The 26,282-nt window shown below is 39.6% G+C and carries 24 protein-coding genes; 20 read left to right on the top strand and 4 right to left on the bottom strand.

What is annotated here, in order from left to right:
- The first annotated feature begins 181 nt into the window (after positions 1-181).
- The gene (gene yjcZ / locus ACFX4W_RS27055) at positions 182-319 is read left to right on the top strand and encodes a sporulation protein YjcZ (protein ID WP_013057409.1); all 138 of its coding nucleotides are present in this window, start codon (positions 182-184) and stop codon (positions 317-319) included.
- Between the two features lie 192 nt (positions 320-511).
- On the opposite strand, the gene ACFX4W_RS27050 is transcribed toward yjcZ, so the two are convergent.
- On the bottom strand, positions 512-712 hold the full coding sequence (locus ACFX4W_RS27050) for a cold-shock protein (protein WP_013057408.1): 201 nt from the start codon (positions 710-712) through the stop codon (positions 512-514).
- 282 nt (positions 713-994) lie between these two features.
- Between ACFX4W_RS27050 and ACFX4W_RS27045 the strand changes: the two genes are divergently transcribed.
- Both ACFX4W_RS27045 and pdxR read left to right on the top strand, forming a co-directional pair.
- On the top strand, positions 995-2,695 hold the full coding sequence (locus ACFX4W_RS27045; protein WP_025751607.1) for a pyruvate oxidase: 1,701 nt from the start codon (positions 995-997) through the stop codon (positions 2,693-2,695).
- 301 nt (positions 2,696-2,996) lie between these two features.
- On the top strand, positions 2,997-4,430 hold the full coding sequence (gene pdxR / locus ACFX4W_RS27040) for a MocR-like pyridoxine biosynthesis transcription factor PdxR (protein WP_013057406.1): 1,434 nt from the start codon (positions 2,997-2,999) through the stop codon (positions 4,428-4,430).
- A 205-nt stretch (positions 4,431-4,635) separates the two neighbouring features.
- On the opposite strand, the gene ACFX4W_RS27035 is transcribed toward pdxR, so the two are convergent.
- Positions 4,636-4,836, bottom strand: coding sequence for a cold-shock protein (locus tag ACFX4W_RS27035; protein ID WP_013057405.1), 201 nt, complete (start codon positions 4,834-4,836; stop codon positions 4,636-4,638).
- 348 nt (positions 4,837-5,184) lie between these two features.
- Between ACFX4W_RS27035 and ACFX4W_RS27030 the strand changes: the two genes are divergently transcribed.
- From ACFX4W_RS27030 to ACFX4W_RS26965, 14 genes are all read left to right on the top strand, one after another.
- Entirely contained in the window at positions 5,185-6,063 is an 879-nt protein-coding gene (locus tag ACFX4W_RS27030) for an NAD(P)-dependent oxidoreductase (protein WP_043983019.1), read from the top strand.
- 23 nt (positions 6,064-6,086) lie between these two features.
- On the top strand, positions 6,087-6,881 hold the full coding sequence (locus tag ACFX4W_RS27025) for an SGNH/GDSL hydrolase family protein (RefSeq protein WP_028408234.1): 795 nt from the start codon (positions 6,087-6,089) through the stop codon (positions 6,879-6,881).
- A 13-nt stretch (positions 6,882-6,894) separates the two neighbouring features.
- Positions 6,895-7,806, top strand: coding sequence for an ABC transporter ATP-binding protein (locus tag ACFX4W_RS27020; RefSeq protein WP_043983017.1), 912 nt, complete (start codon positions 6,895-6,897; stop codon positions 7,804-7,806).
- The gene (locus ACFX4W_RS27015; protein WP_377560331.1) at positions 7,799-8,779 is read left to right on the top strand and encodes an ABC transporter permease; all 981 of its coding nucleotides are present in this window, start codon (positions 7,799-7,801) and stop codon (positions 8,777-8,779) included. Before ACFX4W_RS27020 ends, ACFX4W_RS27015 begins: the two co-directional genes overlap by 8 nt.
- Positions 8,780-9,176: 397 nt before the next feature.
- Positions 9,177-9,623: a DUF6376 family protein gene (locus ACFX4W_RS27010; protein WP_052500362.1), complete on the top strand. Its 447-nt coding sequence runs from the start codon at positions 9,177-9,179 to the stop codon at positions 9,621-9,623.
- 597 nt (positions 9,624-10,220) lie between these two features.
- The gene (locus tag ACFX4W_RS27005; protein ID WP_043983015.1) at positions 10,221-13,859 is read left to right on the top strand and encodes a multifunctional 2',3'-cyclic-nucleotide 2'-phosphodiesterase/3'-nucleotidase/5'-nucleotidase; all 3,639 of its coding nucleotides are present in this window, start codon (positions 10,221-10,223) and stop codon (positions 13,857-13,859) included.
- A 285-nt stretch (positions 13,860-14,144) separates the two neighbouring features.
- Positions 14,145-14,741 carry a TerD family protein gene (locus ACFX4W_RS27000; protein ID WP_043983012.1) on the top strand — a complete coding sequence of 199 codons (597 nt, stop codon included), beginning with the start codon at positions 14,145-14,147 and terminating at the stop codon, positions 14,739-14,741.
- Between the two features lie 23 nt (positions 14,742-14,764).
- Entirely contained in the window at positions 14,765-15,343 is a 579-nt protein-coding gene (locus ACFX4W_RS26995) for a TerD family protein (protein WP_013057396.1), read from the top strand.
- A 35-nt stretch (positions 15,344-15,378) separates the two neighbouring features.
- Positions 15,379-15,957, top strand: a complete 579-nt coding sequence (locus tag ACFX4W_RS26990; protein WP_043983009.1) for a TerD family protein — start codon at positions 15,379-15,381, stop codon at positions 15,955-15,957.
- Positions 15,958-16,051: 94 nt separating this feature from the next.
- Positions 16,052-17,668 carry a YceG family protein gene (locus ACFX4W_RS26985; protein WP_165575055.1) on the top strand — a complete coding sequence of 539 codons (1,617 nt, stop codon included), beginning with the start codon at positions 16,052-16,054 and terminating at the stop codon, positions 17,666-17,668.
- A gap of 18 nt (positions 17,669-17,686) precedes the next feature.
- Positions 17,687-18,778: a toxic anion resistance protein gene (locus ACFX4W_RS26980; RefSeq protein WP_043983004.1), complete on the top strand. Its 1,092-nt coding sequence runs from the start codon at positions 17,687-17,689 to the stop codon at positions 18,776-18,778.
- Between the two features lie 308 nt (positions 18,779-19,086).
- Entirely contained in the window at positions 19,087-19,857 is a 771-nt protein-coding gene (locus tag ACFX4W_RS26975; RefSeq protein ID WP_043983002.1) for a DeoR/GlpR family DNA-binding transcription regulator, read from the top strand.
- Complete coding sequence (locus tag ACFX4W_RS26970; RefSeq protein ID WP_043983001.1) at positions 19,854-20,888, top strand: oxidoreductase; 1,035 nt, start codon at positions 19,854-19,856, stop codon at positions 20,886-20,888. The genes ACFX4W_RS26975 and ACFX4W_RS26970 overlap by 4 nt, the downstream gene beginning before the upstream one ends.
- Before the next feature lie 13 nt (positions 20,889-20,901).
- Positions 20,902-21,375 carry a heme-degrading domain-containing protein gene (locus tag ACFX4W_RS26965; RefSeq protein WP_043983000.1) on the top strand — a complete coding sequence of 158 codons (474 nt, stop codon included), beginning with the start codon at positions 20,902-20,904 and terminating at the stop codon, positions 21,373-21,375.
- A 36-nt stretch (positions 21,376-21,411) separates the two neighbouring features.
- On the opposite strand, the gene ACFX4W_RS26960 is transcribed toward ACFX4W_RS26965, so the two are convergent.
- Both ACFX4W_RS26960 and ACFX4W_RS26955 read right to left on the bottom strand, forming a co-directional pair.
- Entirely contained in the window at positions 21,412-22,671 is a 1,260-nt protein-coding gene (locus tag ACFX4W_RS26960; RefSeq protein WP_043982998.1) for an erythromycin esterase family protein, read from the bottom strand.
- Between the two features lie 86 nt (positions 22,672-22,757).
- Positions 22,758-22,916 (bottom strand): hypothetical protein, encoded by a 159-nt coding sequence (locus ACFX4W_RS26955; protein WP_165802510.1) that lies wholly within the window; start codon positions 22,914-22,916, stop codon positions 22,758-22,760.
- Positions 22,917-23,087: 171 nt separating this feature from the next.
- On the opposite strand from ACFX4W_RS26955, the gene ACFX4W_RS26950 reads away from it, so the two are divergent.
- From ACFX4W_RS26950 to ACFX4W_RS26940, 3 genes are all read left to right on the top strand, one after another.
- A complete protein-coding gene (locus tag ACFX4W_RS26950) occupies positions 23,088-23,849 on the top strand; it encodes an exodeoxyribonuclease III (protein WP_043982997.1) in 762 nt (253 codons plus the stop codon).
- 117 nt (positions 23,850-23,966) lie between these two features.
- The gene (locus ACFX4W_RS26945; protein ID WP_043982995.1) at positions 23,967-24,404 is read left to right on the top strand and encodes a MarR family winged helix-turn-helix transcriptional regulator; all 438 of its coding nucleotides are present in this window, start codon (positions 23,967-23,969) and stop codon (positions 24,402-24,404) included.
- 193 nt (positions 24,405-24,597) lie between these two features.
- Positions 24,598-26,253, top strand: a complete 1,656-nt coding sequence (locus ACFX4W_RS26940) for an MFS transporter (RefSeq protein WP_097823203.1) — start codon at positions 24,598-24,600, stop codon at positions 26,251-26,253.
- Positions 26,254-26,282 lie beyond the last annotated feature (29 nt).

The raw sequence follows: 26,282 nt of genomic DNA, 5'->3' as shown, positions 1-26,282 counted from the left end.
AAGATAAAGAAAAGAGGAATAAATGCCCATAAAATCAAAGGTTTTATCTCTTTGTGGGGCATGTTTGAAAAACGCAGTATTTTTAGTGTGTGACAAACATTTCCAAAAGTTCTATGGAATTATTAGGAGCAATTTAACTAAATCCACATATCTTAAAGTATAGCAAATGGAGGTGAAACACATGGGATACTACGGAGGTTACGGATACGGTTGTGGTTATGGCGGCGGTGGCTGCGGCGGCGGTTTCGCTTTAATCATTGTACTTTTCATCTTATTAATCATCATCGGCGCTTCTTGCTTCGGCGGCGGCTGGTGCTAATTATTAAAAAATGATGACGACGCAACATCCACACTTTATTTCTTCAACTATTTCTTCCACAAAAGGTCTCTTCGGGATGAAGAGACTTTTTTAGTTTATTATTTATAATAACGTGTACAAACTGCGCGTTAAAAAGGTTTTATGCGTGGTTCTACATAAGAAAAAGACTCTGAAATCAGAGTCTTTTTCTACTTATGCTTTTTGAACGTTAGCAGCTTGAGGTCCGCGTTGACCTTCTTCAACGTCGAATGTTACAGCTTGACCTTCGTCTAAAGATTTGAATCCTTCGCTTTGGATTGCTGAGAAATGTACGAATACATCGTCGCCGTTTTCGCGCTCGATAAATCCGAAACCTTTTTCTGCGTTAAACCATTTTACTGTACCTTTTTCCATGAATGTTGCCTCCTCGTGTGCTATGCACACATTGTATTACTATCCTTGCTCATGATCAAAATCTTTAAGACGAAAGTATTCACCTATCGATTGTTGCCGAACAAAAATAATTCTTCTTATAGAATAGCAAAAGTTAATGATAATTGCAAGGAATGAAGAAAATTTAACGAAGAAGATCATTCATTTAATGAAAGAAAACGAAAATTATACGAGTGAAAATAAGTAAGAAAGAGCGTATCAGGTCACACTATCTCTATATATAAGAAGAAAGGGGTCAGTCATATGTTTAAACAAAAAGCAGGGGAAAAACTGATTGAACTGTTAATTGAATGGGGCGTTGATCATATTTACGGAATGCCAGGAGACTCCATTAATTCAATTATTGAACCGCTTCGCAAAGCCCAGGACAAAATTAAATTTATTCAAGTGAGGCATGAAGAAGCGGGAGCTCTCGCAGCGGCTGCATATGCAAAACTAACGGGTAAAATCGGTGTATGCACGGCTATTGCCGGACCGGGAGCGATTCATTTATTGAATGGTTTGTATGATGCAAAGTTAGACAAAGCTCCCGTTTTAGCACTTACGGGGCAAGTGGAGTCTGATCTTATCGGAAGCGATGCGTTTCAAGAAATTAATTTAGAGCGAATGTTCGATGACGTGGCTGTATATAACCAGCGAATCATGTCCGCTGAACAGCTTCCCACTGTTGTCAATCAAGCGATTCGAACAGCTTATGCTAAAAAAGGTGTGGCTGTGTTAACCATTCCCGATGATATCCCTCGTTTTGAAGTCGGATCAGAGGCACGAGAAACATCAAGCATAATCGTTAAACAAGACGTCTTTCCTCACAGAGAAGACCTTGAAAAAGCAAAAGATTTGATTGGTAAAGCAGAAAGTCCGGTTATTTTAGCCGGTCGAGGCACACATGAAATGAGAGAAGAGCTGCTTGCGTTTGCCGAAAAGATCGCAGCACCTATTGTTCTTACGCTTCCTGGAAAAGGCGCAATACCGGATGAACATCCATATTGTCTCGGAGGACTTGGATTAATCGGTACAAAGCCAGCGTATGAAGCGATGCAAGAAGCGGATACGCTCATCATGATTGGAACGTCCTATCCGTTTACAGGATTTTTGCCAGACCATGCGAAAACGATTCATATTGATATTGATCCCGCACAAATTGGTAAAAGATATCCTGTAGATGCAGGGCTTGCAGGAGAAGCAAAAACAACCATTCAGTGGTTCTTAGAAAACGTTGGCCGCTCAGAACATCGCCAGTTTTTAGAGCAAAGTCAAGAACGTATGAAAAAGTGGTGGAGTCAGCTTGATACCCAAGAAGCAAAAGAAAGTCTACCTATCAAGCCACAGCGAGTGATTCGAGCGCTTCAGCACGTAGCGGCTGATAACGCGGTCTTGTCCGTAGATGTAGGAAACGTCACAGTATGGATGGCGCGTCATTTTCGTATGACAAATCAGCAGTTTGTGATTTCAAGCTGGCTAGCGACTCTTGGATGCGGGCTGCCGGGCGCACTTGCTGGAAAAATCGCTTATCCCGAGAAGCAGGTGTTTGCGGTCTGTGGAGACGGCGGCTTTGCGATGACGATGGCAGATTTTATTACAGCTGTTAAATACAATCTTCCGCTAGTTGTGGTGCTATTTAATAACCATAAAATCGGTATGATTAAATTTGAACAAGAAGTAATGGGAAATGCTGAATTCGGAACAGACTTAACAAATCCGAACTTTGCCAGGTATGCAGATATTTGCGGAGGTGTTGGCTACCGAGTAGAAAAAGAAGAAGAGCTGCTGCCGGCTTTTGAAAGTGCTGTTAGGCAAAACAAGCCGTGTATTATCGATGTAATCGTTGATGCAAACGAAGCGCCTATGCCAGCTAAGATTACGCTAGGACAAGCAACGGGTTATGCCAAGCATATGGTGAAAGAATTGTTTCAAGAAGGCAAGCTAGATTTACCGCCTCTATAAAAAATAGGCTGTGACAAAAGTACTTTAGTAAAGATCCAAACGATGAATCGAGACTCTTAATAGAGAATCAACTTCGTTTGGATTTTTTTGTTGGAATGGTGAAGGTAATTTGATTAACTATAAAATTATTATGTAAACTTAAATGTCGGCAAGTAAAAAGAGGTGATATTATTTATTTTATAAAGTGGATGAGCAAAAAAACACCAAATTGGATGGTCTTTTTTTATAAAACTGCTTTAAGATAAGAGAGATAAAGGATAAACTACTAATAAGAAAGTTTAAATGTAAGGACTGACGCCGCATGAACTGGAGACCAGATCGCGCTAGCAAAAAAGCGATTTATAAACAAATTGCAGAATATATTGAAAGCTGTATTTCATCGGGAGCGTTTCCGCCGGATTCTATGCTGCCATCAGAACGAACGCTTGCTGCTGAGCTAAACGTGAACAGAAGCACGGTAGTAGCTGCTTATGAAGAACTGCAGGCACTTGGAATCGTAGAACGTAAAAAAGGAAGCGGCACGCGAGTTAGTTCGAGCATCTGGGGAATTTCCCGTAAACGTATTCCAAACTGGGGAAGATATGTAGAAGACGGTTCGTTTTTGCCTAATTTACCGCTCGTACAGCGAATAAGAAGCGAAGCTTTGCGAACAGACTTTGTAAACTTAGCGAGCGGAGAATTAGCGCCTAGCTTATTTCCAAGTGAAGATTTTCAGCGAATATTAGCGGGCATGCCGTTTAATGAGCATTTAGGCTATGATCATCCTCACGGCAATGAACGTCTGCGTGACGCTATTGCTGCTCATGTTCATGAGTACCGGAAAATCTCCACCGATGCTAATTCCATTTTAATCACATCAGGTGCACAGCAAGCACTTCATTTGATTGTTCAGTGTTTGTTAAAACCAGGAGATGCAGTAGCGATTGAAGATCCGTCCTATAGCTATTCACTGCCGCTTTTTCAATCAGCAGGTTTACGAACGTTTTTGCTGCCTGTAGATAAAAATGGAGCCAACCCGGACGACTTAGTAGAATTACATAAAAAGCATCGCATTCGTATGGTTTTTTTAAATCCGTATTATCAAAACCCGACCGGTATTGTGTTATCAGAAGCGCGTCGAAAGCGGTTTTTAGAGCTTTCTTCAGAATACGGCATTCCGCTTATTGAAGATGATCCTTATTCACTCACGGCATTTGACGGAAATGTACATCAAACGCTGAAATCGATGGACGAGAACGGAAATGTCCTCTATATCAGCTCGCTTTCTAAAATTGTGGCATCGGGCCTTCGCATTGGCTGGATAGTGGGACCAGAGCAAGTGATTCAGCGCCTGGCAGACGCTAAGCAGCAAATTGACTTTGGCCACAGCATCTTTCCGCAGTGGATTGCTTATCAATTCTTAGATTCTCCTACGTTTTCTTCGCATATTGAAAAGCTTAGACAAGAGCTCAAAAAGCAAGAGTATGCCCTGTCGTCGAGTCTGAACGAATTGCTCGGATCAAAAGTATCTTTCGATTCGCCTCAAGGCGGGATTCACTTATGGTGCAAAGTGAATCAGCCGGTCGATGACTATCGTCTATTGGAAGAATCGCTTAAAAGAGGAGTGGCTTTTGTACCAGGAAGCGTGCTGAGTTCTCAAAGCGGAGCTATTCGCTTTACGTTTGGCAGAGGGGAAGAAGAGGTCATTCGAGAAGGAATCAAACGATTTGCGAGCGCCCTAGAGAGTCTGGAATAGCTATAATCATAGGTAAACGTGCCGGATGAAAGTTTTATTTTATTATTTCGTATAGATTGTTATGATCTTGTGCTATACTAAGAGTACCATTAACTTTACTTCTGTATTTGTACCGACTGGCCCTGTTGAAAAACGGGGCTTTTTTTATGTTTGTACACAAAAAAACAGATCCTTTAAAGGATCTGTTTCTGATATGTTGTGTTTCTTATGCTTTTTGAACGTTAGCAGCTTGAGGTCCGCGTTGACCTTGTTCTACGTCAAATGTTACAGCTTGACCTTCGTCTAAAGATTTGAAGCCTTCGCTTTGGATTGCTGAGAAGTGTACGAATACATCGTCTCCACCTTCGCGCTCGATGAATCCAAAACCTTTTTCTGCGTTAAACCATTTTACTTTACCTTGTTCCATAATTGTTGCCTCCTCGTGCGGACTCGCACATTGTGGTACTATTCTTGCTCAAATCTAAAGACGAAAAGTGACAATACTCATACATCCCCACCGAACAAAAATAATTCTCTTACATCTTAGCAGAAATTTCCTATGTTTGCAAGCGCTTTATTTAAAAACCATTCGTATTTTTTAGACAAGTTTTTTATAAATCATGTCTAAAAAATGTCACATTTTGAACATTATAGAAAGGCTATTCTTTGTATTCGCTTTTACTGTAGTTATATAATAATGAAAATATGCTTTTTCTAAAGATAGACGACAAGCATAAGAAACGTACATACTGAGTGCTGAAATGGAGTGGTAAAGATGAAGGTGGGTTTAATTGGTTTAGGAAATATGGGATTACCGATGGCGGAAAATATGATAAAGGCGGGTCATGAACTTGTTATTTATAACCGCACTGCTTCGAAGGCGGAAAGTCTTGTGAAAAAAGGAGCAAAGGTTGTGGAGACACCTGCTCAAGCAGCACAAGAAGCGAATCTTGTCTTTACGATTCTTTCAAATGATGAGGCTTTAGAAGAAGTAACGCTTTCAGAAGCCGGTGTACTTGCAGGCCTTCAAGAAGGTGGTATTCACGTCTCTGTGAGTACTATTAGCGTAGATTTATCGGAAAAATTAACAAGCGCACATGCTGCATCAGGACAGCATTTTGTTGCAGCGACTGTTTTAGGTCGACCCGACGCAGCAGCAGCCGCGGCTCTCAAAGTAATAGTTGCAGGTAATAAAGAAGCAAGAGAGCACGTTTGGCCGCTGTTTGAAGCGATTGGTCAAACTATTTTCACTGTAGGAGACGAGCCTTACTTATCAAATGTAGCTAAGCTTGGCAATAATTTTTTATTAGTATCGATGTTAGAAGCTGTTTCTGAAGCAGTAGTCATGGTAGAACAGTATGGCATGCAAGCGGAGGAGTTTCTTGAAGTGGTTAATAGCTTATTTGCATCTCCTGTGTATAAAAATTACGGCAATTTAATTGCTAAAAGAGACTTTGATCCGGCCGGGTTCAAGCTGGAGCTTGGACTAAAGGATGTAAACCTGGCTATTGATGCAGCCAAAAAAGTGTCCGCTCCGCTTCCGTTAGGAGAGCTTGTGAAAGGTCATTATGAACAAGGAATCGAAAATGGCTGGGGTCATTTAGACTGGTCCGCTTTACTAAAAACAGTTGAAGCTCTAAAAAAAGATAACTAAAAAGATGAAAAGGAGTGCAGCCAGTGAAAGCGAAAGGAAAGTGGGTATGGATTGTATCCTTGATTTCGATTATTTCGTGTCTGCTGTTTGCAGCGGGGCTTGGAATGTCTATTTATGATTATGTTAGCGCCTCAAAAGCTACTGTAAAAGAAATGCCAAAGCCGAAGCAAGAAACAAGCAGCAGTAACAAAAGTACAAAGAATTATACGATTGTCGCTTTAGGTGATTCACTGACAAGGGGAACAGGAGACGCAGCGGGAAAAGGGTACGTTGGGTATTTAAAAGATAATCTTGAAGAAAAAACGAAGAAGAAAATTCTCTTAAGCAACTTTGGAATAAAAGGTCAAACGTCTTCGCAGCTGGCAAGTCAAGTAAAGCAGCAGGAAATTCAGCGGCAGGTTAAGTCGGCAGATACCGTGCTGATCACCATTGGAGGAAATGACTTATTTCAAGGCGGACAAACGCTGCAAAACTTAAATAAAAACAATATTCAAAAGCTAGAAAATGACTATTTAAAAAACGTAGACAGCATCTTAAAAAGCATCCGGTCGGCAAATAAAGACGCGACGATTTTTTTAATTGGTTTATATAATCCGTTTAGTAACCTGCAAGATGCAAAAACGACAACGGCTATTGTACGAGAATGGAATTACAAAAGCAGTGAATTAAGTGCTAATTATAAGCAAACTGTTTTTGTTCCGACCTTTGATTTGTTTCAGCTAAAGGTAGATGACTACTTATATACTGATAAGTTTCATCCTAATGCAAAAGGCTACAAGCTGATCGCAGAACGTGTAGCATCGCTTATTACGTGGTAAGGGAGGGAATGATATGAGTGAAGTAACGCTTTCAGTAAAAGGACTGAAAAAAGTAATAGGAAAACGAGAAATTATCAAAAATATTGATTTTGAACTAAAAAGAGGCGAAGTGTTCGGCTTTTTAGGACCCAATGGAGCCGGTAAAACGACAACGATTCGAATGCTTGTCGGCTTGATTCGCCCGACGGCTGGTTCCATTTATATTTGTGGATACAGCGTATCGAAGCAGTTTACAAAAGCGATGGAGCATATCGGCTGTATTGTTGAAAATCCTGAGCTGTATCCATACTTAAGCGGCTGGGAAAATCTGCAGCACTTTTCACGCATGATTCCTTCTATGACAGAAGAACGCATTCATGAAGTGGTGGAATTAGTTGGCTTGCAAGAGCGTATCCACGATTTAGTTCGCACGTATTCGTTAGGTATGAGGCAGCGTTTAGGAATTGCGCAAGCGCTTCTCGGAAAACCCAAAGTGCTTATTTTAGACGAGCCAACGAACGGACTAGACCCTTCTGGAATTCGGGATATGCGTAAATTTATTCGCTTTTTAGCTGAAAGTGAAGGTCTAAGCGTCTTAGTATCGAGTCATTTACTGAGCGAGATTCAGCTAATGTGTGACCGAGTAGCGATTATCGCAAAAGGAGAAGTTATTCACACAGAATCGGTGAAGACCCTGTTAACTCAGCAAGAGCGCTTACTGTGGAAGCTAGATCCGCAGCCTGCAGGAATAGACGTTTTAAAACAAGTGACGGACTTTGTGCAAGTGCAGGGGGAGTACGTCACGACGTTTTATGAAGAAGCTGAAGTGGGAGAGTGGAACAAACAGCTCATTCAAGCAGGAGTAACGGTAAAAGAAATGAATCGAAAGCTTCCAACTCTTGAAGATTTATTTATCGAAATGACAGGAGGCGAATCGATTGATTAGTTTGGTTCAAAATGAAATGATCAAGCTCGTTCGAAAAAAGCGCCTGTTAATCGTTACCCTTATTATGGGCGTTTTGATTTCTATGTTCACCTACGCTCAGCTTCGCGAAACACAGCGCCTTCAAGAAAAACTAGGAACGACCGATTGGCGCAGTACGCTGCAGCAAGAAATTATCGATACGCAAAACCGGCTGAGCGGAAGCCAAATTTCAGATGATTGGCGCAAGCAGCTTGAAATTCGCGTGGCGCAGCAACAGTATTATTTAGATAATGATATCAATCCTTCGGAACCAGGGGCACCAACGTTTGTGCGAGGGTTCGTTGAAAACGCCATTCAGCTTTTGCTGCCGCTGATGATTATGATTATTGCAGCGGATTTAGTGTCTTCAGAGTACAGCTTGGGATCCATCAAGGTATTGTTGACGAGGCCTGTGAAACGGTGGAAAATCCTGCTTAGTAAATATATCACGCTCGTCATGTCCGTCTCGTTTTTAATTTTAATGTTTGGCATTTTGTCGTACCTCATTTCTGGCGTTGTATTTGGATTTAAAGGCTGGACAGCCCCGATTCTTACGGGATTTAGCGTGCAGGGAAATGACTTAAATACAGCGGACGTTCATTTAATTTCGCAGTGGAGATATATTTTAATGGAGTTTGGTCTTGCTTGGTTTGTATCACTTGTTGTTGGAACGCTTGCTTTTATGCTGTCTGTTTTAATTAAAAGTACAGCTGCGGGTATGGGTGTGATGCTTGCTTGTTTGATTGCAGGTACGATTTTAAGCAGCATGGTTTCTTCATGGCATTCGGCTAAGTATTTGTTTATGGTTAATTTAAATTTAACTTCTTATCTGCAAGGCACAGCTCCTCCGACTGAAGGAATGACATTAGGGTTTTCCTTGGGTGTTTTAACCATTTGGGGACTTGCGGGGCTGCTCGTGTCGTTTCTGGTATTTACCAAAAAAGACGTGTACTAATTCCCTATAAGTTGACGATAATCAGGAACGTGCGTTATGATTGTGTTAACAAAAAATGCTGTTTTGCTCAAAGGGGAGTAGCTCTTGCAGTAAAGTCGTCATTTCGAGATTATTATCTCCGGCTTTATTGACAATGCAAATTGTTAGCGAGACCTTTGCCAATGTTGCCATTGGTAAAGGTCTGGATACAAACACCTTTACCACATGTGGTAAAGGTGTTTTTTGTTATTTCAAAATGAGAGAGGAGCTTAAAAATGTCAAAACTATCGAGACTGTTAAAAAGCCCCGCTGTAAAAAAAGGAATAAAAAAAGCTGTACCCATTATTATGAAAGAGTTAAAGAAACGAAAATCGAAAAGAAGATAGCAGAAAAGAAAATAAGAAAGGTTGAGTGCTAAGTGAAAAAGTGGATGCTAGTCATATCAACTGCTGTTCTTTTTATGGTCGGCGGCTGTTCTTTTCTTGAAGATACAAGCAGTACGCTGAACTACGCAAACGATGCGAAAGATTACGTGAGTGAAGCACAAAAGTTTGCTGAAGAAATACCGCCTCTGGCGGAAAAAGCTGTTAATGACGACGAGGCAATAAAGAAGCTAGAGCAAAAGCTGCAGGAAATGAAAGGGAAAGCTGAAGAATTTAATCAAACAAAAGCTCCTGACATCGCTTCTGATGTGCACGATCAGCTTGTGCAACAAAACGAAAAAATCATTAGTGGAATTGAAGCGTATGAAGCCAATATAAAGAATGGCAGCTTCAATCCGGAAGCGCTAAAAAACAGTGAATTGTTTCAATCAATTCAAGATGTATCAAGTATTATGAAACAAATTAAAGAATTAGGTCAGTAAGAAAACGCGGCTGAGAAAAAAGTATGTTAACTAAAGAACATCCGAACGATGAATCAAGATTCTTGATGGAGAATCAACTTCGTTCGGATTTTTTTATTTGTAGGTGAACGTAGGTTTCATGTAGGTATGTCTTATGACTCAACCTCGTTTCTTTGTTGTAAATGTAAAATTATATAAATATATCTATTTATTAGAAGACGAAAACCTTCTCTTTCTTTTTTATATCTACGAAATTTTGTTAGAAGCTGTGACAAACTTAATGTCTGCTTTTCATATCGTATGTATAGTACATATATACACACCGCTTGAAATAAATTTTTTTTTGAATTAAAAGAGGGCGTGGGAACGTTGATGTATTAGGTAATAAGACTCATTTTAAAAGGAGGGTTCATCCAATTAATAAAAACTATAGTCCTTGGTTTTGAAGAGAGAAACTAAAAAAATTTTTTCTGTTTACAAAAAGTTAATAAAACGCATACAAATGGTTTACTAAAAAATCAAAAAATTTACATCCTTTATAAATCTTTTCTGCTATACTATTTTTGAACAGTTGCTAGATTTATAGCGATGATAACTTACTTGAAAGGTGAATGGTAGATGAAAAAGAATACTCGCAGTAAAACGAAGAAAATCCTATCCACATCACTGGCACTTTCTCTATTATCTATGCCTCTTTTAACTACACAGGCAGGAGCGGAAGAACGTCATCCTGGACAAAGCTCACAGCAAAGCAAGCATCAAGGCCACAATAAAAAAGATGCGCTTGTGAACATACGCCTGATGGAAACAACCGACGTTCATACGAATCTATTAAACTATGATTATTTCAAAGACGCCCCTTATGAAAAAGTAGGTTTAGCTAAAACCGCTACCTTAATCAAAAATGCTCGAAAAGAAGTAAAAAACAGCTTATTAGTAGATAACGGAGACCTCATTCAAGGAACGCCTCTAGGCACGTATAAAGCCAAGATTAACCCGCTGAAAAAAGGTGAAGTTCATCCTGTATTTAAAGCAATGAATCAGCTGGATTACGATATTGCAACGCTTGGAAATCATGAGTTCAACTATGGATTAGACTTCTTAACAGAAGCGTACAACGATGCAAATTTCCCTTACATAAATGCCAATGTCTACGTTGATGATCATGACAACAACCCGAAAAATGATAAAAATAAATTTACGCCTTATAAAATTATGAATAAAAAAGTCGTCGATGAAAATGGAAAGAAACGAACGATTAAAGTTGGTTTCATTGGCTTTGTGCCTCCTCAAATTAACGATTGGGATAAAGCAAACCTTGATGGAAAAGTCATTACAAAAGGTATTGTAGAAACAGCCAACAAATATATTCCGGAAATGAAGAAAAAAGGTGCAGACGTAGTTGTTGCAATGGCTCACTCTGGATTTAGCAGCAACAAGCAAAACACGGAAGATGTCATTTACTCATTAAGTGAAGTAAAAGGCATTGACGCTATTACGTTTTCACACACGCATAAAGTCTTCCCTGCTAAAACGGAAGCTGCGCTAGACGGTTTGTTCCTTGGAGCAGATAAAAAGCCTCTTCCTGGCGTTGATAATGCAAAAGGAACGATCAACGGCGTTCCCGCTGTTCAAGCAGGTTACGGCGGAGGATCACTTGGCTTAATTGACTTAACGTTAAAAGAAGAAAAAGGAAAATGGAAAGTAGTAAGCTCTCAATCGTCTACGCGTGAAACGTATAAAGACGTAAAAGATGCGTCAGGGAAAACGGTTACGCAAAGTACGGTAGAACCGGATAAAGGTGTTGCTAAAGCAGTTCAAAAAGATCACGATGCAACGGTTAAATATGTGAACACACCAATTGGTAAAACGACGGATGATATTCACAGCTATTTTTCTCTTGTAAAAGATGATCCATCTATTCAAGTGGTAACAAATGCACAAAAAGATTACGTAGAAAAATACGTTTCTCAAAACAAGCCGGAATATAAAGACCTTCCGATTTTATCAGTGGGAGCGCCTTTTAAAGCAGGAAGAAACGGCGTTGATGAATATACGGAAATTAAAAAAGGTGACTTAACGATCCGAAGCGCTGGCGACCTGTATCTATATGACAACACGTTAAAAGCGGTTAAAGTAAAAGGTTCTGTTGTAAAAGACTGGATTGATATGTCTGCCGGTAAATTTAATCAAATTACACCGAACAAAACAGAAGAGCAGGAATTATTAAACCCAAGCTTCCCTGTTTATAACTTCGACGTAATTGACGGCGTTCAATACCAAATCGACGTCACAAAACCAGCAAAATACGATGTGAATGGAAACGTGATTCACGGAGATTCAAGCCGCGTTGTTAACTTAACGTATAACGGCAAGCCGGTTGATCCGAACCAAGAGTTTATCGTTGTGACAAATAACTACCGAGCTGGCGGAGGCGGAAACTTCCCTGGTCTAAAAGGAAGCGAGCTCGTGGTGGATTCAGCGGATGAAAACCGTCAAATTCTAATGGACTACATCACCGAGCAAAAAGAAATTACGCCAACAGCTGACGATAACTGGTCCATTGCACCAATTAACGGAACGGCTAACGTGACGTTCACAAGCTCACCGCGCGGAGAAAGCTATTTAACTGAAGGAAGCAACATTACGTATACAAATAAAACGGATGACAAAGGATTCGGCATTTACAAAATTAATTTAAACGGCGAATCAAAAGATAATACAAAGGTTCAGCTGTTAGGCATGAACGACCTGCACGGTCAGCTCGATACAGATACAAAAATCAATTCAAATGGCCAAGCGCTTTTAGCTGGAAATATGAAATATACAGCAGCAGCTATTCGTAAACAAGAAGCTGAAAATCCGAATACGCTTTTAGTTCATGCTGGAGATATGATTGGGGGAAGCCCGTTAGTTTCAGCGCTGTTTCAAGATGAGCCAACGGTTGAAGTGATGGAATCACTTGGATTTGATGTAGGTACGCTTGGAAATCATGAGTTTGATGAAGGCATTGCTGAGCTTCACCGTATGATTGAAGGCGGAGACCATCCAAAAGGCACAAAAGGATACGACGGCATGAATTTCCCGGTTGTAGCAGCAAATGCTTATGATACTTCAACTAATGAATTAATTACGGAGCCTTATGCAATAAAAGAAGTAGGCGGCAAGAAAATTGGCTTTATCGGCGTTGTCACACAAGAAACGCCAAGCATGATTGTTCGTAAAGGAAATGAAAACTTAAAAATTACGGACGAAGCAGAAGCGATTGATAAATACACGGCAGAGTTGAAAAAGCAAGGTATTAAAGCCATTGTAGTACTTGCTCATAATCCATCTAATCAAAATGGAACTTCTACCGAGTTTGATGCAGCAGATATCGCTAAAAAAGTTGACGATGAAGTTGACGTTATCTTTTCAGCTCACAATCACGTATACAACAACAAAGTAGTAGATAACAAACTAATTGTTCAAGCTTATTCATACGGCTCAGCGTTTTCTGACGTAGACGTTGAAATCGACAACACGGGTGACATCGTGAAAAAAGATGCAAAAATTGTAACCGTATATCAAAAAGACTATACGCCAGATCCTGAAGTTTCAAAGATTATGCAAAAATATGAAGACTTAGCGGCACCTATTAAAGCAGAAGTGGTTGGAAAGTCATCTACTGATTTAGCAAAAGGCTATCCGTCTAGCGGAGCAACAGGGGATATCGCACTTGGAAACTTAATTGCTGACGGCATGAAAGCAGAAATGAACGCAGATTTTGCTTTAATGAATGGCGGAGGCGTTCGTTCACAGCTTGATGCAGGTGACGTGACATACGGTGATTTGTTTGCGATTCAGCCGTTTGGCAACGTCTTAAATAAAGTAAAGCTAAGCGGAGCAGATTTAGAAACGGTGTTAAACAATCAAATTACATCATCCGGACTAGATTTCCATATTGCAGGCTTTAACTATACGTGGGACAGTAGTACGAATAAAGTAGTCGATATCACGCTTCCAGATGGAAGCAAAATTGATAAAGAAAAAGAATACACGGTAGTAGTCAATAACTACATGTACGGAAATGAAAAATATGGTATTGGTGCACTTTCTTCAGATATGGAAGTGGGACCGGAAGATTTACAAGCAACGGTAAACTATATTAAAACACTTAAGAGCCCGTTTGAATACAAAGCTGAAGGCCGTATTCAAAACGTGGCAGCTGCTAAAACAGCTGAACAGCAAGAACCTACTTTGAAAATAGCTCAATAAGCCAAAAAAGACTGTCTCATAACTCGGATTTCCAGTTTAGAGACAGTCTTTTTTTAATAGTTTAACTTAAATTTTAAACTCTCAGTCAATGAATTTACGTTATAAAACATAGCTTAATTTTTGAAACAATCACCAAATTGTGGTATTCTCTCCATAAGAAGACTTACGTAAACGTTAAAAATAGTATCAAAGATTTCACTATTTTTTCATTTATCTACGCTATTATGTAAAGTTATATAGAACCTGTAAAAGAACGTGTTCACTATAGTAAAGGAGCAAATAAAAGTGGCTATTAATCTACAAAAAGGGCAGAAAATTGATTTAACAAAAGGAAGAGAAGGGTTATCTTCTATTACGGTTGGATTAGGATGGGATCCTGTAAAAAAACGCAGCTTTTTTGGTTTCGGAGGAAACGGACCAAGCATCGACTGCGATGCGTCTGTTCTTATGCTCAATTCGAACGATAAGCTTGTAAGTAACTCAGCCGTTGTGTATTTTGGGAATCGTCATAGTAACTGCGGGAGCGTTAAGCATTCAGGCGATAATCTTACCGGAGCAGGTGAAGGGGACGATGAACAAATTTTTGTTAATTTAAAAAATGTTCCCGGAAACGTACATAAACTTGTGTTTGTAGTCAACATCTATCAGTGTGTTGAGCGAAACCAAGATTTCGGTATGATTAAAAATGCTTTTATCCGCGTTGTGGACAGCGCTAAAAACGAAGAGCTTGTACACTTTAATCTATCTGAAGATCATTCAGGAGCAACAGCTTTATTTGCAGGTGAAATTTACCGAGACGGGAATGAATGGAAGTTTTCAGCAACTGGAGATGCAACGAGAGATACTGGATTAGGAGAAATTGCAAACAAATATACAAAATAAACAACTAGAAAAGAGGGAATAAAATGGCTATTAATCTTTCAAAAGGACAAAAAGTAGATTTAACAAAAACGAATCCAGGATTAACAAACGTAGTAGTAGGTCTTGGATGGGATGTAAATAAGTATGACGGTGGAAACGATTTTGATTTAGATTCATCTGTCTTTTTATTAAACGGAGCGGGAAAATGCGCTTCAGAATCTGATTTTATTTTTTACAACAATACGACGGGTGCAAACGGAGCGGTTGAGCATACAGGAGATAACCGTACAGGCGTAGGTGAAGGAGACGATGAGCAGGTTCAAGTAGATTTGAAAAATGTGCCTCAATCTATTGAACGTATCGCGTTCACCATTACGATTCATGAAGCGGAAGCGCGCGGTCAAAACTTTGGCCAAGTAAGCAATGCCTACGTTCGTATTTTAAATGCAACAAATGACGAAGAGTTAATTCGCTATGATTTAGGTGAAGACTTCTCGATCGAAACAGCCGTTGTAGTAGGAGAGCTGTACCGACACGGCGGAGAATGGAAGTTTAATGCTATTGGCAGCGGTTATCAAGGCGGCCTAGCGGCACTTGTAAACGACTTTGGTTTAAACGCCTAATCATTAAAGTAAGAAAACGTACGGAGGATGTTTTTATGTCAATTTCTTTATCAAAAGGTCAGCGCATTGACCTAACGAAAACCAACCCAGGATTAACAAAAGTAATAGTAGGCCTTGGATGGGATACAAACAAATATGCCGGATCTCAGGATTTCGATTTAGATGCATGTGCATTTTTAGCCAATAAATCAAGTCAGGTTGTAAATGACGAGGAGTTTGTTTTTTACAACAATTTAAAAAGTCCAAATGGCGCTGTGGAGCATAACGGTGACAACCGTACGGGTGCAGGAGATGGAGACGATGAGCAAATAGCCGTTGATTTTTCCCTTCTTCCTGACCACGTTGAAAAAATCGGAATTAGCGTCACGATTCACGACGCAGATGCTCGCGGACAAAACTTTGGACAAGTATCCAACGCGTTTGTTCGTCTGATTGATGCTGAAACAAATGAAGAAGTACTGCGATATGATTTAGGTGAAGATTTTTCAATCGAAACAGCTGTCGTTGTATGCGAGCTATACAAGCACGGAAACGACTGGAAGTTTAATGCCATTGGCAGCGGATTTTCCGGTGGCTTGGCCGACCTTTGCCGCAACTACGGATTATCCGTATAAAAAAGGCACGGAATAAATGAAAAAGAAAGGGTGCTTTAACGAGTACCCTTTCTTTTTAGCATGTATATGTCTGAAAAGAAAGGAGCTGTAAGGCGTGAGTAAACTAATTGATCCTCATATCATTAATCTTAACGAGCAAAATGGAACTTCTCTTTTTTCTCAAGATGTTTCTCTGCGAGGTGACTTTATACAAAATGAGCAGCAAATTTCCTACAAACAAGTGGCGGGAAGATATGTAGGCACCCATCTTGATGCGGACGAGTACGCATCTTTTCTTTATGAACTTGCGCATTCATCATCATCGATCCTTGTCCTGCACGATAAGCTTGATAAGTCCATTTCAAATGATAGATTAAAAGAAGTACAAACGATTCTTAAAATTAATCAAGAAGAACGCGGCCTTTCTGTCAATCGACTGTTTGCTTTTTTAGAAGGAAAAAAGCTGATCGTGAAGTCAGAAAATCCCGCTATACATAGAAGAATACGCGAAAAATTTATTGAAACCTTAACGTGTTTTAAAGAACAGCACGCAGAGGGCTTTATGGACGGGCATTTTCAACGCGTATTAATCGATTTAATAAAGTGGCAGTGGAATCATGTGAAGTCTTGGATGGTCGATCAAGCATTTCCTGAACACGCGCCTCGCATCATGTGGTATGGAGATGCGAATAAAAGCGAGCAGTATTTTCTCTATTATTTGATTTTACTAGGTTTTGACGTCCTTACCTTTCATCCAGAGGGAAAGGATCATTTAAAAGAAGTAGATAAGAATCAACATTTAACAACGGTTTATACGTTTCCTTCTACTAGCTCGCTTTTACCTTTTCCAACGGATAAGCCGGTTCGAAAAGGTACGGTAGCATTTCGAGCTTCTCAAGAAATTGAGCAAGTGCTTCATTCAGAGGAGTCTATGCTGTATAAACCGTGGCAATTTCGTTCGTATTTTCCAACTTCAGTTACTCTTAAAACGACGTATGATGAGATTTTTTTATTAATGAGAGAACGGGCGTTTATTCGTCCTAATTTTGAAGTGTCAAAGCCATATGTACACGTGCCGGTTCTGTTTTCAAAAGTGCTTGGCATTTCAAAAAACCGAAAAGAGTACTGGAGTAAAGTGCATGAGCTCATGCAAACAGAAAATGAGTTAGCTCTGACTGTTGATTCTGTTCCTTTTGCTAAAAAAATAGAAGGAAATAATCACTTTCACTACCAAGGCGCTCTCGGAAGTGATGGGACGCTCAGTCCTGATAAAATGATTGAAAGCAACTGGTGGCGCTATAAAGAACTGCCTATCGGGCTTCAGCAAGGGCTAGCTGCAGCTATTTCCAGATACTGTGCACATTCAAAGCTCCTTCGGTTGGATCATGAAGATGCGTATCAGCATCAAATGTACTTGTTTAATCAGTCTTTGAAGCTTCCAAACAACGTGCTTCGCATGCTTCAAAAATTTGATTATACGCAGCACGTCCCTCGGCTCATTATCTATCACGGAAATGAACATGAAACGTTTACGCGTGAAGATGCAGCTTTACTGCTTCTGTTAAATGAATTTGGCGTTGATATTGTTCTTTTTAATCCGACCGGTCAAATAGATATAGAAGCGTTTGTCGAAGAAAAATATTTCGATATACATTGGCTAGAAGATATTAGCTTTAATGAAGAATTCAAAGAGCCGTCGCTCATTCAAAAATGGTTAAAACGAATCTTTTAAAGAAAGAAGGGTTTTTAAATGGGAACAAACGAATTACAGTCTTTAGATGTAAACGAAGCCGAAGAAGTTTTAGAAACAAAGCCTAATGAAGTAAAAGCAAAACTGCGAGAAGAGCCGGAAGTACGTCGCTTAGCAGAACAAATTGATTATAAAAATCAGCTAGCTTTACTTGAGTATGGGAAAGAAACAGCCAATGAAATTTCCTCGTTTTCCGGAAAAGTGCTTAGTACAATTAAATCGTCTAGCATGGAAGAGTCAAGTCAATTATTAAAGCAGCTTGGAAAGATTATGGATAAATTTGATGCAAAGGATTTTGTTGAAGATAAAGGGTTTTTCTCTAAGCTTTTTAAACGCGGTCAAAAAATAGTGGATAAGCTGTTTCAAAAATATGAAACAATGGGCTCTGAAATTGATAAAGTATATGTAGAGATTACAAAATATGAAACTGAAATGAAGCATTCAACCACGACGCTTGAACAGCTTTACGAGCAAAACTATCAGTATTATATGGAGCTTGAAAAATACATTGTAGCGGGCGAAGTGAAAGTAGAAGAGTTAAAACAAGAGGTAAAGGTGCTTGAAGAAAGAGCGTCGAGTGGAAATCAGCTGGCGGCAATGGAGCTTCAAACCTTAAAAAATGCGGTTGAGCTGATGGAGCAGCGATTATATGATTTAGAAATGGCAAAACAAGTATCTTATCAATCCGCTCCTCAAATCCGTATGCTGCAGCGAGGAAATACAAAGCTGATCGGCAAAATCAATTCTGCGTTTATTACAACGATTCCTATTTTTAAAAATGGACTCATTAACGCAATCGCAGCAAAACGTCAAAATTTAGTAGCGGAGTCTATGAACGAATTAGACAAACGCACAAATGAGCTGCTCATTCGCAATGCAGAAAACATTTCACAGCAAAGCGTTAAAATTGCCAAAATGTCCGGTGCTCCTAGCGTAAAAGTAGAAACGATGGAACAAACGTGGAATATTATTATGAAAGGAATGCAGGAAACAAAAGCAATCGAAGAAGAAAACAAACGCCTTCGTGAAGAAGGACTTGTTCGCTTAGCGCAATTTCAAGAAAACTTCAAGGCGCTTGAACATAAGATGTAACGAAAAAGCGGGAATCTTTACGATTCCCGCTTTTTTTGCCTATACGTTTGCTAGAAGTCTGAACCGTAAGAGATTAGTGAAAAGCGTGAAAGGGTATCAGATATAAAAGGAGTATTATCCAAAATAAGATAGTTATTTCCAGAAAGCGTTTGTACACTTTTATGATTTTTTTCGAATTTGTTAAAAAAATCTTTTATAATTTAAGTTAAAAACTTAAAATAATTAAGCTTTTTAAGTTTTTTAGTGGTTTTTAGTTTTTCTTTGCGCTACAATTAGCTCATATCAAAGTAAAAAAGGAGGGTATTTCAATGTATCAAGAACAGCGCATGAGTGCGATTGTTGAATACCTTCATACACACCGTACGATTACGTTAGACGAAATTTGCGATATGTTTACCGTTTCAAAAGATACGGCGAGGCGTGATTTAGTCAAGCTTGAAGAAAACGGCGAGGTTATGAGAGTTAAAGGCGGAGCGACGCTATCGTCAAGTCATATCATTGATTACAGTGAACGGACGCCTACCAAAGCCAAAGAACAAATTGCTAAAGAAGCAGCTTTGTTAATGTCGGAGGGGTATGACGTGCTTTTAGATACGTCTTCTACCATCTCGCTGATGGCGAAGTATATGGATGTAAAGCATGTAACCGTTATTACGAATTCCATTGATAATGTGGATTTGCTCGATCAATATACAGCGTGTGATACGTTTTTGCTGCCGGGAAAGTTTAACGGGAAAAACCGTAACGTCACCGGGCCAAGAACGATTTCTACGTTGCAGGAATACAAAGTAGATCAGCTGTTTTTAGGTACGTGCGGGGTTGGTGCAGATGGTATTACATCTCCAAGTGAAGAAGAAGCATTTTTAAAAAGAAAGATGATTCAATGTGCAAGACAAGTTATTATGCTTGCGGATCATACGAAGTTTGAACGTGAATTTTTACATCGAGTATGTGATATGAGCGATATTGATATCTTAATCACAAATAAAGAGCCAGAAGCGGATGTAAAAGAAAAAATAGAACAAAATCAAGTGCGGCTTATCGTAACAGATTTTGATAAAGGAGAGGAAACACAATGAAGAAAATAAAAGTAGGATTAGTAGGGTACGGATTTTCAGCAACGGTCTTTCACACGCCGCTTTTAAGCGTGTTAGACGAATTTCATATTTCAAAAGTAATGAGCTCAAATTCTGAAAAAGTAAAGAGTGACTTAGAAGATGTTGAAGTAGTGAGCACTCTATCTGAACTTCTAGAAGATGACAGCATTGATTTAGTTATTATTACAACGCCTAGCGGCATGCACTATGAAATGGTGAAAGACGCACTACGCGCAGGCAAGCATGTAATTGTTGAAAAGCCAATGGTTGTATCAGAAAAAGAAGCAAATGAATTAATTCAATTAGCAAAAGAACAAGATGTTCAACTAAGCGTCTATCATAACCGCAGATGGGATAATGATTATTTGACGGTGAAACAGCTGATTGAAGAAGGGAAATTAGGCGACGTTAAAATGTATGAAGCGCATTTTGACCGCTATCGTCCAGCTGTTCGAGACCGCTGGAGAGAAAATGAAGGACCTGGGTCAGGAGCGCTTTACGATTTAGGCTCTCATTTAATAGACCAAGCCTTACACCTTTTTGGAATGCCTGAATTTGTTCAAGCTGATGTATTTGGTCAGCGAGATCATGCACGTACGGATGATTACTTCCACGTAGTGCTTGGATACGGTTCTCTTCGCGTTATTTTACATTCAAGTGCCATTGTGCCAAGCAACGGGCCGCGCTTTCAAGTTCACGGAACAAAAGCAAGCTATATTAAATACGGCATTGACGGCCAAGAAGATATGCTAAGAGCCGGTAAGAAGCCTGTGGACGATACGTGGGGAGCCGACAGCCCTGAACACTACGGGAAGCTGACAACTGGCGAAGGCGAAACGAAAGAAATTCAAACACTGCACGGTTCTTATGTGACGTATTATCAAAAAATTGCCGACAGCCTGCTTCGAGGAGAAGAGCTTCCGGTTTCAGCAGAAGAAGCTCGTGACGTAGTTAAAGTTATCGAAGCGGCATTTGAAAGCAGCAAAGAAAAACGAGCGGTTTATTTTAACTAAGGAGCGAGAAACAGTGAGTAATCATTCGGCAGAGAAACTGCTTGAAAAAGTAGTTCAGCAGGAAAAAGAACTGATCTTTCATCAATTTACAAATGACCAAGCGTTACAGATAGGAACAGCAATTATTAATGAAGCAAAAAATAAGGGGAAAGCCGTTACAGTAAGCATAAAACGAAATGGTCAAACTCTCTTTCAACATGCGATGGAAGGGGCCATTCCCGACCATGAAGAATGGATTAAACGAAAATCAAATACCGTTCTTCGCCACCATCACAGCTCGTATTATATGAAGCTGTACTGCGAGTTAAAAGATCGTTCTTACGCGCAGTTTTATGCAGCGAATCCTCAGGAATTCGAAGCGGTAGGCGGGTCATTTCCGGTTTCGGTTAAAAACGTTGGCGTAATTGGAACCATTACTGTATCAGGCATGTCGCAAGAAGAAGATCATGAACTTGTGACAGATACGATTCGTAGCTTTTTGCAATAAAAATAAGCGGACTTCGTTGGAAGTCCGCTTATTTCATTAAAGGATGAGTGGTGATAAGGCGTGTGTTTTTTCTACATAAATAAAAGCATCATATCGTTTTGACAAGCGAGAAGGAACATAATTTCCGTATTGTTCAATCTCTGGGTCGTAGACAACACCAATGGCGCGGTGGCCTATCGTTGAATGAAAAAATGTTCGGTTTTCCTCTGTGAACATGAGATATTGATCAAAAGCACCTGCTCGGTGAATGGCATCTTCCCAGCTTCCTTCTATAGCTGGAGGAACGGTTAATTCCTGATGACGATTACCCCAGCTATCAGAAGCAATGACCGTGCCGTGATGAGTTCCGAATCCGACGGCGTAAACATGCTTCTGTCCGTATTCTTCACGGGTAAGCTGACCTACATTCACCATGCCGCTGCTTTTCATGTCCGTTGCTCTTGCATCTCCGATGTGAGTGTTATGCTCCCATACAATTCCTTTAGCGCTATCTTTGTAGTAAGCTTGAATATATTTTAAAGCTTCTACCATATGACGATCGCGAATATTCCACGATTCATTGTCGTTGGTAATCATCGTATGATAATAAGCTTCAGCATTGCTTGCTACCAGCGCATTTACCTGCATACTAAGCGCAGCCTCAGGCTCATGAGTATAGGTATCTTTTTTTTGCTGAATGGTTTGTAAAAGCTCTAAGATTTCTACCATGCAGTTCTTTCCGTAAAGGGCAGAAGAAATTCCGTACATCTGTGCTTCGCGATGAAAAGGTTCAAAGCATTCAAAGGCTTTTTTCGCTTTCTTTGCATCAGGCGCGTGGTTGTTTTCTAAGTACTCAATAATAGCTTCCATCGATTCCCACAGGCTGTATACATCTAAGCCGTAAAAACCTACTTTTGGCTGATGTGCTGGCAAGTTGTTGTTATAATCACGAAGCCATTCAATCAAATCATTTATTTCTTGATTGGCCCACATCCATGAAGGCCAGCGGCTAAAAGATCTTAAGACATCTTCGGCATTCGCGTATTGAGTTGTATATCCTTTAATATAGCGATTAACTTCAAAACACGAAGGCCAGTCTCCTTCCACTGCTATAAAGGAAAAATCATGATGCTGAATTAATTCTTTCGTAATAGCTGCTCGAATTTCGTAAAATTCAGATGTGCCGTGAGAGGCTTCTCCGAGAAGTACGTATTGAGCGCGGCTTGCTGTGTTAATAAGGGGCAGTAAGTCATCGACATCAGCAAAAGGCATAGAATGTTTTTTAATGGCTTCTATCATTTGAATGGTTTTTAGCATAGGACCACCTTATGTTTAAGAAATGGATAGCAAGAGCTTGAGACAGCGAGTCTTGCTACCAGTTAACGCGTTTTTATTTTTATGAATTACCTGCTAAAGTGCTTAATGGCAGAATCATTTAAAGAAAAATCTTCTTTAGTAAGCGCCGTTTGATTCTGTGTTTCGCATTCTTTAGTAGGATGCTCTTCTTTTTTAGAAACAGCAGAAACTTCTTCGTTATTTTCATACGTGTGGTTTGTTGACATTATATTTCACCTCTTGTATCTAGTGTTTGAGATACAGAAAATAAAATAAGAAGAAATATCAGGAATACCTTGAAAAGAAAAGTATACGCTTTAAATTATTTGAACTCATGCAAGAAATTGTCTACACTAAACACTGATACATAAATCGAGTGAGGAGAACGTGAAGAGTTTATGAAGTTGATTTCGTGGAACGTAAATGGCATTCGCGCGTGTGTGCGAAAAGGATTTTTAGATTATTTTCAAGAAGTGAATGCGGATGTATTTTGTATTCAAGAGACGAAGCTGCAGGAAGGCCAAATTGATTTGCAGCTAGAAGGATATTATCAGTACTGGAATTATGCCGTGAAAAAAGGGTATTCCGGAACGGCTGTTTTTACAAAGCAAAAGCCTTTATCCGTTTCATACGGCGTGGATAAAGAATCAGAAGACGAAGGACGTATTATCACGCTTGAGTTCGAACAATGCTATGTAGTAAATGTGTATACGCCAAATTCTAAAAGAGACTTAGCAAGGCTTGAAGAAAGGCTTCAATGGGAAGATGATCTGCTCGTGTACTTAAAAAAATTAAATAGCCGTAAAGCGGTAGTTTTATGCGGAGACCTAAATGTAGCACATGAAGAAATTGACTTGCGTAATCCGAAGCCAAACCGAGGAAATTCTGGTTTTACAATAGAAGAGCGAGGGAAAATGACGACGCTTCTTGCTAGCGGATTTCTTGATACATTTCGCTATTTATATCCGAATCAAGAAGGATCCTATACCTGGTGGTCATATATGAACAAAGTGCGAGAACGAAATATCGGGTGGCGCATTGATTATTTTATCGTATCGGAGAGAATGAAAGACGTTATTCAAGAAGCTGCTATTCATCCGCATGTAATGGGAAGCGACCACTGTCCTGTGATGCTAGAATTAAATGTACCCTATCTATGATATCTTTCTACATAATAGAAGAAAAACGGAAAAAAGGTTGGTTCACGCGAACGGTTGCGGTATAGTAAACATATTAAAAAGTACAGAATGTTTCATGAGATAAAGGGGGAGACAAAGGTGAAGCGAGACTCGCTGCAAACCATTGAGCACGAAATTGCGCTGCTTGTTCGTCTAACAACGACGCACAGTCCTAAGCTTGGAAGCTTGGACCGTTCTGAATATTTACTGTTAAGCGAGCTAGATCAGCGCAGTCCGCTCGGGATTAATGCATTAGCTGAAAATTTAAAGCTGAGCTTATCTACAGCTAGCCGGCAAGTATCTGCGCTTGAAACCAAACAGTTTGTTCGCCGCTTTCCAAGTCCAGAAAACGGGCGAATTAGTTTAATTGAAATGACGGATTCAGGAAAAGATATTTTGCAGCATGTACAAAACAAGCGTAAACAAGCCTATGCTGAAGTATTGGAAGACTGGTCGGAAGAAGAGATTTTAGCACTGGAAAAAAGCTTATCCCGCTTGAATCTCGATTTTAAAAAATGGCGCAGTAATGGATGTTAAAGCGAATACATATAGATGAACAAAAAGGCTATTGAAAAATAGTCTTTTTAAGTTGAAACAAAGAAGTTGATTTCTTCTTTAAAAGATGTATAATATGTAGTGCTGCTATAACTTGCATGATACAACTTGTACAATAAAATATGTAAGGAATTGTTAGTCATATGAAAAGAATTTAATAAAAGGAGGAATAAATATGAGTCAGAATAATCCAGCAGTAGCCTCCGACAAACAAGGTTTAAGCGTACCTAAATACTTGATTATGGCGATTTTAACGCTATTTTCAATTGGTCCTCAGTATTTTTTGAATTTATCTTACACGGTCAATCAAGTATTGATTCAAAATCGATTTGATGCGAGTACACAAAGCTTACTATTGCCATCTATTATTTCTAACTTGGCATTTGGACTTGGGGTACCGATTGGTCCGATGCTCACGAAAAAATATGGCGTGCGTAAAGCATACTTAACGTTCGTTTTGGTCTTTTTAGCGGGTTCAATTATCAATGTTTTTTCAGAAAACGTTGCGTTTTTATCCCTTGGTCGTCTGATTCAAGGCTTAAGTTCAGGAATGCTGTTTTTAACCATTATTCCAGCTGCGCTGATCTCGTTTCCGAATAAAATCCGAAACTTCTTTTTAGTGTTAGCAATCGGCGGACTGTTCGGTTCAACGGCGATTGGAGCCTTTTTAGGTGCTGTATCTCTTAGCATGGATAATTGGCGCTGGGTTTTTGTTTTAGGAATAATAGCTTCTCTTGTCTGTCTGTTTATTGGATATAAGGTATTACCTGCTCATGATCCAACTCAGCAAGAAGATCGACCAGTGGATAAGAAAAGTATCTTTATTCTTAGTCTTATTATGATTTTATTGGTGTATCCACTGTATGAACTAAGATACGAAGGATTTGCTTCTATTCAAGTGTGGCCGTTCTTACTAGCTGCAGCAGGATTAGTTGTCATTTTTGTCTTAGTTGATTTAGCGGCTGAAAATCCGTTAGTACCATTAAAATCGCTGCTAGCCGTAAAACCAGTTGCAGGTACAATTATGGCAATTGGCGGTCATATGGCGTATATTCTAGCCATTGCAGGTATTAATGGCGTCATGCAAAATGTGCAAAATGCATCGTACACCACGCTTTCTTATTTTTATTTATACTTTTTTGTTGGGGTACTGATTTCAGCGTTTGCAACGACATTCTTATATGACAAATTTGGTCCAGGTTACCTTGGAGCAATTGGATCACTTCTTATTGTCATTGTAGGATTTAGCTGGGTGAACGTATCAGCTGATACATCACTAGTAAGTTTATATGTTCACATTATGCTCTTTGGTATGGGTGTTAGTATGGCACTGGTATCCGGCGCGCTAGGAGCGGCACTAGCCGGAGATTTACATCAAGCTTCGATGCGCTCCATTTCACTGCACTCCATTCGAAATTTATTAGGGGCGATTGTAGCACCTGTGATTGGATGGTTTGTTGTTCGACAAAACGCGATTTATTATGAAGATTTTCGAGGTCAAATTAGCTCAGTAGATCCTCAGGTGAAGGTGCAGCTGTCTGAAATGATCAAACGCTATATGGGTATGGGAATGAGTCAAGCGGACGCAAAAACATCGGCTGTGACGGCTGTTGTAGCAGGCGCTAAAAAAGCGTCGATTTTACATGCGTATCATAACTTATTTTTCATGCTTGGTATTTTAGGCGTAATTATGCTCATTGCTTCACTAAGTAAAGCGTGGAGCGGTGAAAATAGAATTCTTGTTCAAAAAGAAGAGGTTCAAGAAGAAGCTGAGCCGCAAGAAGAAAGAAAAATGCTGCCGGCACCTCAAACAGAAGAAACCTCTGTATAATATACTAACTATAGAAAGAAGGAATTCCG

It is taken from the genome of Priestia sp. YIM B13489 (assembly GCF_042787645.1).
GTDB classification, from domain to species: Bacteria; Bacillota; Bacilli; order Bacillales; family Bacillaceae_H; genus Priestia; species Priestia megaterium.
This window is presented reverse-complemented; position numbering and strand designations above follow the sequence as displayed.